The organism is Candidatus Methanoperedens nitratireducens (assembly GCF_900196725.1).
In the GTDB taxonomy this organism is placed as follows: Archaea; Halobacteriota; Methanosarcinia; order Methanosarcinales; family Methanoperedenaceae; genus Methanoperedens; species Methanoperedens nitroreducens_A.
Window position 1 is genome coordinate 1 of the sequence record NZ_FZMP01000085.1, and the last position, 8607, is coordinate 8607.

Consider the following 8607-nt stretch of genomic DNA (forward strand, 5'->3'; position numbering starts at 1 on the left):
AAACTCAAAAACATAGTTACCAAAATCGTTGAAATTCAGGATATATGAAGTAAATTTTACTAATATCTGAAAAAGATAAATAAATGGAGGTTAACAAATATGGCAGGCTATACAGTGCATCAAAGAAGACCCTGCGTCGAATGAGGCATGCCTTTGCGGATCAGGAAAGAAATTCAAGGATTGCTGCGTAAAGAAATAATATAAGAAACTATATATCATAAAAACTACAACTATCGCTTAGGGGTGAATTATTTTATGACTGCAAGAGAAGAGTTAGAAAAGTTAGCAAAAGAATGTGAGGAATGCGCAGGTAAAGATACTGCATCTATAGAAGAACATCTTGAGAAGTGCCCTGCATGCCAGGAGCGCAAGGCGAAAGCTGAAAAGCTCACTCAGATGATGGAAATGATGCAAATGCTGGCATCAAAACCCGAGGAAGACAGGCGTCAGATTCTTGGAGCACGGATGGAGCAATTTTCCACCTTGCCAGAAGACAAAAGGATAGATGCAATAACGGACATGCTCGACGGTATAGCTGAACTGTCAGAAGAAGACAGGATCAAGGTTGTTAAAACAAGGACTGACCTCATGACAAAGATTCCAAAAGAGAAAAGAGAGGTGCTGATGGGAGCTTTGAAGAAAATAATGTCAGCATGGCCTGAAGACAGGAAGATGATGGAAAAGAGTGCGGTGATGGCTGCTACACAGGATTATTTCATCCTGAAGAGAATGATGGTTCGGAATATGTTCAAGAAAATGCTGACCTGATTTTATCTATTCTTTTGGAGGTATTTGAAATGCCGGTTGATGATACAAAAGAAAATCTGGCTATCTGCATGAATTACTGCGGAACCTGTCCAAGCCTGCCGTATCCCCCACAGCCAATGCTGTTCTGTGCAAGGGGTAAATCGCCAGAAAAAATCGTAAAAAAAGGCTGTAAATGTCCTGCTTGTCTGGTATATGCCAGATATAAGTTGAATGGGTTATACTTCTGTGACGCTGGTAAGGCGCCGTGAAAAAAGGACTTAATGCAAGTGACTACTGCTAAAGGGAGGTGACAGAGAATATGGCTGAAAAGCAATACAAGTGTAATATGTGTGGTGCTACATTTGAGTCTGAATCAGAGCTAATGGAGCACGCAAAGAAAGAACATAAAAAGTCCAAATAAGCTTGAGAAGAGTGAAAGTTAAATTAAAATCGCACTCTGGCGGGAGAAATGAGAGTCTGTAGATTCAAAAATTAACGATTTCATGCTAAAGCGAATATCGGAAAAAGCACTTGAGTACGAAAACTATTTAATTCTTCTCATAATCCCGATTTTCCTTTTTATCCTGACGGGTCTTGTCAGGGGCGATGTTGGCTACTGGACTGAATTCTGGTGGATGTTCCCTGTTGCCATCAGATTGCAATTGTCGTAAATACGGTAGGCATAAGCGGCGCGGCCCTTTTTGTACCTTTTTTGCGCTCGTATTCCCTGCACTTGCATTCGGGCTCACTCCGGGGCAAAGTGTTATGCTCGGTTTGATAACCGAATCCTTCGGGATATCAAGTTCCACTTTCGCCTTTATGCGATTTGGTCTCGTAGATAAGAAAATGGCTTTTCGCTCCCTCACAGGAGCAGTGCCTGTAGTTATTATTTCCTCTGTGGCAGCCTTCTATTTCCCGGAAAAATTGATCTATTTTCTCATAAGCCTTGCATTGCTTATTTCGGTCTATTCTTTAGGGCATGCTGAAAGGATAAAGGCATTCGCTGATGAACTGGCATCCAAAAAAAGCCTTACAATTACACATCAGCACAGGGGAACCCCAGAAAATGTCATGCTTACAGACAGGAATGGAAAGGTTTACAATTATTGTAGATGCGCGTACAGAATCAGGCTATTTGGTTATTCTCTGGGAGGTATATTCCAGGGGATGTCGGGGTTCGGAATCGGGGAAATGGGTGTGGTCTCCATGATAGTATCTGGCATCCCGGCAAAAGTTGGTGTCGGTACGAATCATATCATCGTGGCAGGGACTGCCATTGTGGCTTCAACAGCCCATCTTATCGGTTCGTCCGCCGGGGGAAGTGCCACGCCATGGAACATTATTGCCATGACAGTTCCTGCGGTCATAATCGGGGGTCAGCTTGCGCCGTATGTTGCAGCAAGAATGAATACCGCAGTTCTGGAAAAAGTACTTTCAGTGCTTTTTGTCTTTCTGGCGATCGCCTTATTATATATCGGTTTCAGGTGAATTCGAGGAAGTAGATATAAATGACAAAATACAGATGCGATGTTTGCAATGTTTTCGAATATGACGATACACGGGGGAACTCACTTACAGGGATAAAACCCGGAACAAAACCGGAAGACTTCCCTGATGAGTGGAAGTGTCCCATTTGTGCGTCTGATAAATCCCACTTAAAGCCTGTCAAAGAGGAAAAGAGGATTGCGCAAATAGATGATATCATGACCTGCCCCCGTTGCGGAGCCAAAAGTAAGGTGACGATTTCCACTGCTAAAATGGATCTGGGCGGATATCTGGCAGAATGGAAACGGGAGAGGGATGACCTGGAGACATATATGGCGGATATCCATACGATTTCCGTGACCGGGGAGTCTATCATCGAGCCAATGAGAACAACAAAAAATGTGCTCTCCTGGGATGATATTCTAATAAAAGGTGCTCAACTGGCGAAAATTCCCTTAAATAAAGATGAGTCTGTGAATATCAGAACCACAATAGGTCCTGCGGCGAAGCATCCGCTTATAATCGAAACCCCAATTTATGTAACCCATATGTCTTTTGGCGCCCTGTCAAAAGAAGTCAAAACGGCTTTAGCAAAAGGGAGTGCTGCTGTCAGGACCGCCATGGGTTCAGGGGAAGGCGGGATTTTGAAGGAGTCGCTTGACAACGCCTATAAATACATTTTTGAATACGTGCCCAACAGGTACAGCGTTAATGATGAGAATCTCAAGAAAGCGGATGCTGTAGAAATCAAAATCGGGCAGTCGTCAAAACCAGGCATGGGAGGTCATTTACCTGCAGAGAAGGTAACCCGGGAGATCGCAGAAATCAGGGGTTTCCCGGAAGGGATTGATATTGTCAGTCCGTCCCATTTTGAAGACATAAAGAACAGGGATGATCTCAAAAAGAAGGTGGACTGGTTAAGAGAAAAAACCGATGGAAAGCCCATCGGGATAAAAATCGCAGCAGGTCATGTACAAGATGACCTGGAAATAGCGACCTATGCAGGACCGGATTTTATAACAATCGATGGAAGACCCGGCGCAACCGGGGCTTCGCCCAAGTTCGTAAAACAGGCAACGTCAGTACCTGCTGTTTTTGCCCTATACAGGGCAAGGAAATACCTTGATAAAAAAGGAATAAAAGACATATCCCTTATTATCACAGGCGGTCTTCGGGTGTCCTCGGATTTCGCAAAAGCGTTAGCTTTAGGTGCAGATGCTGTTGCCATAGGCACTGCTGCCCTGCTGGCATGCGCATGCCAGCAGTACAGGCTATGCGATACAGGTAAATGCCCGGTCGGCGTCACTACCCATGACCCGGAATTAAGGGGAAGGTTAAAAGTTGAGTTCTCTGCTAAGAAATTGGAAAATTTCTTAAGGGTTTCTACGGAAGAATTAAGGGATTTTGCAAGATTGACTGGAAATGATGATGTACATAAATTGAGCACAAAGGATCTATGCACAACAAATTCTGAGATCTCAAATCATACGGAGATCGAGCATGTCTAAACAATTGATTTGCAGTAATATTATATATCCTGAAACCGTAATATTTCTCTTGAGTGGTGAATAAGGAGTGATTCCATGGTAGAAAAATACAAGATGTTTATCGGGGGTAAATGGGTAGAATCTTCATCGAGAGAAACTTTCGATGTCAGGAACCCTGCCACCGAGGAAGTGATCGCAAATGTTCAGCTCGGCACAAAGGAAGATGCAAAATCCGCTATAGATGCAGCAAGAGAGAAATTTGATAGCGGCGTCTGGTCAAACAAAACACCGGCAGAACGTTCATTGATTCTCTGGAAGCTTGCAGACCTGGTTGATGCTAATTCCCAGAAAATCGCCACACTGGAGTCGATGAACGTCGGCAAGACAATCAAATACAGCAGGGATTCTGATCTTCCCTTCATTATTGATAATCTGAGGTTTTTTGCAGGCGCGGCGAGGCTGCTTGAAGGCAAGTCCGCATCCGAATATTCGGGGCTGGGTACAAGCATTATCCGAAGAGAGCCCATAGGAGTTGTAGTTGGTGTGGTTCCCTGGAACTATCCCTTATATATAGCTGTATGGAAGATGGCTCCGGCGCTGGCTGCAGGAAACACTGTTGTCGTTAAACCCGCAAGTCTTACGCCATTGACGCTGCTTGAGTTCGCTAAACTGGCACAGATCGCCGGAGTACCAGACGGTGTTTTGAATGTTGTTACAGGTCCGGGCGAGGTCATAGGAGAAGAGCTCGCAACAAGCCCCAAAGTTGACATGATCTCGCTGACAGGCGATACTTCCACCGGAAAGAAGATCATGCAGATGGCTTCCGGCAACCTGAAAAAAGTCCATTTGGAACTCGGAGGAAAAGCCCCTTTCATAGTTCTTGACGATGCGAACATAGACTCGGCAACAAAGGGGCTGTGGTCGCAGCCTTCTGGAACAGCGGGCAGGATTGTACTGCAGCGACTAGAGTTTATGTTCATGAGAGCATCCACGATGCATTTGCCGAACTGCTGGTGAAAAAGGCGCGCAAGATCAGGATTGGCAATCCCCTTGATGAGAGAACCGACATGGGGCCTCTGGTATCAGGGAAACAGAGGGAACGGATTGAAGCCTACGTGCGATCAGGAATAGAAGAGGGTGCAAATCTTATCCATGGAGGAAAAAGACCAGAAAACATGAAGAAGGGATACTTTTTTGAGCCCACCATTTTTACAGGTGTTGAGCAGAAGATGAGGATATGCCAGGAAGAGATCTTTGGTCCTGTGTTGTCAGTATCCGGTTTTTCAACTGTTGACGAGGTCGTAGAAAAAGCAAATGATGTGGTTTACGGGCTTGCCTCTTCTGTCTGGGGAAAAGATATAACAGACCTTGTCAGGATAGCAAACAGGCTGAAATACGGAACTGTCTGGATAAACGAGCACGGGGTATTAACTTCAGAAACCCCTCACGGCGGCTTTAAACAGAGCGGTTTTGGAAAAGATCTTTCATTATACTCGCTTGAGGAATACACTCAGATCAAGCATGTTTACATCGACCAGACAGGTTCGGTCAGGAAGCCCTGGTACTATACTGTTTACGGTGAAAAATAAATAAAACATTCAAAATTTTGGAGAAAAACATGGCAGAAAAATTAAAACTGGACAGATCAATGGAGTTGTATAAGGAAGCGTCCAAAATCATCCCCGCCGGGGTGGGATCAAATGCAAGGCTCATGAAAAGCGCCTGCCACGAGTTCGGACCCTGCAGCATTTTCATTGAAAAAGCAGTCGGCTCTTATATCTGGGATGTGGATGGTAATGAATATATTGACTACAGGCTGGGCTACGGACCTGTCATAATCGGTCATAGCTATAAAGAAATACACGATGCTGTGCACCTGGCTGATGAAAAAGGTCTGGTCTACGCTTCGGATAATGAGCTTATGATCGAAGTCGCAAAGACGATATGCCGGTTCGTACCTTCGATCAAGATGCTCAGGTTCGCAAGCTCGGGAACAGAGGCAACGATGGGAGCGATACGGGTTGCAAAGGCATTTACGAAAAAGGACAAGATAATAAAATTCGAAGGTCATTATCACGGCTGGCACGATGCTGTGTCATTCTCCACGAAACCAGGATATCACTGCGCAAGGGAAGCTATCCCCGCTTCCTTAGGAATTTCGAACGGGATGTCGAATTATACTCTGGTGTGCGAGTGGAACAATTTCGAATCAATTGAGCGTAAAGTTAAGGATAATTACAAAGATGTTGCCGCTATAATCACCGAACCTGTCATGGGCAATGCTTCTGCAATTCCTCCAAATGAGGGATATTTGAAGTATCTCAGGGAACTCTGCGATGAATATGGCATCCTCCTTATTTTCGATGAGGTAAAGACAGGGTTCAGGCTTGGAAAAGGGGGTGCTCAGGGGCTCTTCAATGTAACTCCCGATCTATCTACTTTTGCCAAATCCATGGGCAATGGGTATCCAATTGCCGCCTTCGGGGGAAGAAAAGATATAATGGAGCTCATCGGACCTGGAAAGGTCATGCACGGCGGGACTTATTCTGCAAATCCGGTTTCACTTACCGCATGTAAGGCTACTTTGAAAGAACTGGATAAAAGCAGTGTCTGGGACAGCCTCTACAGCTACGGAAAAAAGATGATGAAAGGTATAGATGAGATACTTGAAGACCATAAGATCCCCCATGTAGTCCACGGCTTTCCAACCATGTTCCAGTTCCTCATCACAGATAAAGAAAGGATCACTGCCTACAGAGACCTCGCTTTTTGTGATATGAAAATGTTCACAAAAGTGCAATATGAGCTATTAAAGAGAGGAGTGATGGTCGACGAAGACGGCGAGGAGGCGATATACACTTCGTGTTCACATTCATCCGAAGACCTTGACAAAACATTGGAGGCGCTGGATGATGCTCTCGGTGATTTGAAATGAAAATTGTGGTTCTGGGCGGATACGGGGAAATGGGGAGGATAACGGTAATTGATCTATTCGAAACATTCAAGGGCACAATAGTCGTTGCCGGGAGAAATGAAGAAAAAGCGAAAGCGTTTGCAGAATCCTTCAAACACAATAATATAGAGTGGGCAAGAGCAGATGCAGATGAGCCTCAGGAATTGATAGAACTCCTGAAAGGTTCTGATGTTGTTATCAACGCAACGCAATACACCACGAATTTACAGGTAATGGAAGCTGCACTTTCCGCGGGAGCGAATTACGTTGATCTGGGTGGCTTGTTCCACATGACAAAAAAGCAATTAAAAATGAATAATAGTTTCGAGAAGAAAGGTAAACTTGCAGTCGCTGGATGCGGCGCAACGCCCGGCATAACAAATATTATGGCTGCCTATGGTTCAGGATTACTTGATACAATAGACTCAATCCATGTGCAATTCGCTGACAAAGATTATACGAAGTACGATATGCCGTTTGTGGTTCCCTATTCGATGCGTACGATATTTGATGAATTTTCAATGGAACCGGCAGTATTCTCCGAAGGAAAATTAAAGTATGTAAAGCCTCTCAGCGGGGAGGAGGAGATCGAGTTCCCACCGCCTGTAGACAGGGCAACTTGTTTTTATACCCTCCATTCCGAAGTAGCCACGTTCCCTTCATCTTTCAAAGATAAAGGTATCAAGAATTGCAGCTTTAAAGGCGGTTTCCCGAAGGAGTTCGTTGAGAAAATAAAGTTCCTCATAGACACAGGTTTTGCATCAACAACTCCTGTGAAATATAAGAATATTGATGTTGTACCTCTGGACTTTACAGTGAGTCTGCTGAACAGGTTTATATCTGAAAAAGACAGGATAAAAGATGTGGAGTTCCTCCGAGTGGAATTGAGAGGAAAGCGCGAAAGAAAGACAAGGAATGCGGTAGTATATTGTGAATCGAGATCAAACTCCAGATGGAATATACCGGCAGGTACCTGGGATACCGGCGTGCCGCCGTCAATAATCGCACAAATGATTGCTGAAAACAAAATTGAAAAGCGCGGTGTCATGCCTCCTGAACTGTGTATATATCCTGAATTGTTTTTTGGGGAGCTGGCAAAACGCAAAATCTATATTTCATTTCAGGAGAACCGGGAAAGCATACAAAATCTCACTGGAGCAAAAAGACATTAAAAACACAGGTGGTACCATACGGAAATCATAGATATATCGTCAATGCTTTTTGCCTATATTGGAGCTACAATCATCCTTTACGGAGGAATTTTAACAGTAATCAGAACTTTGCAGTTAGAATTGAAAAGGTCAATAGACATCAGTTTTCATGATATTCGCAGAGATTTCACGCATAAGATCGTATTTGGACTGGACTTTCTCGTTGCCAGTGACATCTTGAAGACGATTGTTGCTCCCAGCCAGCAAGAGATTCTCTTTCTTGGCGCTACTGTCAGCATCAGAACGGTGATGGGGTACTTTTTAACGAAGGAGGCGGCTGAGTTCGATAGCAGTAAAAAGAGGTTGATTGATTAAGAATTTTCAAGCGCACCTTTTTCTTTACTGCCTTTCAACCAGAAGGGCTGCTCGAAGGCTGGATTGGGATATGTGTAGAAGCCTTTTCCAGTCTTAACACCTAGCTCACCATTATCTATTCTCCTTGTGAACCAGAAGAAGTGTCAACCCAATATTAAGGGCAAATTGATGTACACGTTTGATCGTCTCATCAGATGTTTTCGTACCCCGCATTAATTCCACCATAGGACGCTCCCATATTGGAGAATAGAAATGTGTATTGAGTACTGGTCTGGACATCCCGGTTGAGTGATTTTGCTCCCATGCCTGAAATCAGTCCTTACTATTATCCTGCCTGGGCCCAGGAGTATCTGAGGGGCCTTCTGGAAAAGTATGTTGAGCCTTAACTCTGCCTAAATTAAGTAATATT

Annotated in this window: 11 protein-coding genes and 1 pseudogene; 11 read left to right on the forward strand and 1 reads right to left on the reverse strand. The window is 44.3% G+C overall.

Annotated features, from left to right (window positions below):
* The first annotated feature begins 118 nt into the window (after positions 1-118).
* The 11 genes and pseudogenes from MNV_RS21195 to MNV_RS06680 all read left to right on the forward strand — a co-directional run bounded on the left by MNV_RS21195 (position 119) and on the right by MNV_RS06680 (position 8198).
* Positions 119-199, forward strand: coding sequence for an SEC-C metal-binding domain-containing protein (locus MNV_RS21195; protein ID WP_394336532.1), 81 nt, complete (start codon positions 119-121; stop codon positions 197-199).
* A gap of 56 nt (positions 200-255) precedes the next feature.
* On the forward strand, positions 256-768 hold the full coding sequence (locus MNV_RS06645; protein ID WP_096204653.1) for a hypothetical protein: 513 nt from the start codon (positions 256-258) through the stop codon (positions 766-768).
* A 29-nt stretch (positions 769-797) separates the two neighbouring features.
* Complete coding sequence (locus tag MNV_RS06650) at positions 798-1016, forward strand: DUF2769 domain-containing protein (protein WP_096204655.1); 219 nt, start codon at positions 798-800, stop codon at positions 1014-1016.
* 50 nt (positions 1017-1066) lie between these two features.
* Complete coding sequence (locus MNV_RS21200; protein ID WP_143311672.1) at positions 1067-1168, forward strand: C2H2-type zinc finger protein; 102 nt, start codon at positions 1067-1069, stop codon at positions 1166-1168.
* An 82-nt stretch (positions 1169-1250) separates the two neighbouring features.
* The gene (locus MNV_RS19445) at positions 1251-1418 is read left to right on the forward strand and encodes a hypothetical protein (protein ID WP_179293841.1); all 168 of its coding nucleotides are present in this window, start codon (positions 1251-1253) and stop codon (positions 1416-1418) included.
* Positions 1354-2235 carry a sulfite exporter TauE/SafE family protein gene (locus MNV_RS06655; RefSeq protein WP_096204656.1) on the forward strand — a complete coding sequence of 294 codons (882 nt, stop codon included), beginning with the start codon at positions 1354-1356 and terminating at the stop codon, positions 2233-2235. The genes MNV_RS19445 and MNV_RS06655 overlap by 65 nt, the downstream gene beginning before the upstream one ends.
* Before the next feature lie 20 nt (positions 2236-2255).
* Positions 2256-3740: a glutamate synthase-related protein gene (locus MNV_RS06660; RefSeq protein ID WP_096204658.1), complete on the forward strand. Its 1485-nt coding sequence runs from the start codon at positions 2256-2258 to the stop codon at positions 3738-3740.
* Between the two features lie 93 nt (positions 3741-3833).
* Positions 3834-5308, forward strand: a pseudogene (locus MNV_RS20605) (aminobutyraldehyde dehydrogenase).
* Between the two features lie 29 nt (positions 5309-5337).
* Complete coding sequence (locus tag MNV_RS06670) at positions 5338-6654, forward strand: aspartate aminotransferase family protein (protein WP_096204660.1); 1317 nt, start codon at positions 5338-5340, stop codon at positions 6652-6654.
* Positions 6651-7844, forward strand: coding sequence for a saccharopine dehydrogenase family protein (locus MNV_RS06675; RefSeq protein ID WP_096204662.1), 1194 nt, complete (start codon positions 6651-6653; stop codon positions 7842-7844). The genes MNV_RS06670 and MNV_RS06675 overlap by 4 nt, the downstream gene beginning before the upstream one ends.
* Before the next feature lie 42 nt (positions 7845-7886).
* On the forward strand, positions 7887-8198 hold the full coding sequence (locus MNV_RS06680; RefSeq protein ID WP_096204664.1) for a DUF1622 domain-containing protein: 312 nt from the start codon (positions 7887-7889) through the stop codon (positions 8196-8198).
* Positions 8199-8309: 111 nt separating this feature from the next.
* On the opposite strand, the gene MNV_RS21205 is transcribed toward MNV_RS06680, so the two are convergent.
* A complete protein-coding gene (locus MNV_RS21205) occupies positions 8310-8477 on the reverse strand; it encodes a 3-hydroxyacyl-CoA dehydrogenase NAD-binding domain-containing protein (protein WP_096204666.1) in 168 nt (55 codons plus the stop codon).
* Positions 8478-8607 lie beyond the last annotated feature (130 nt).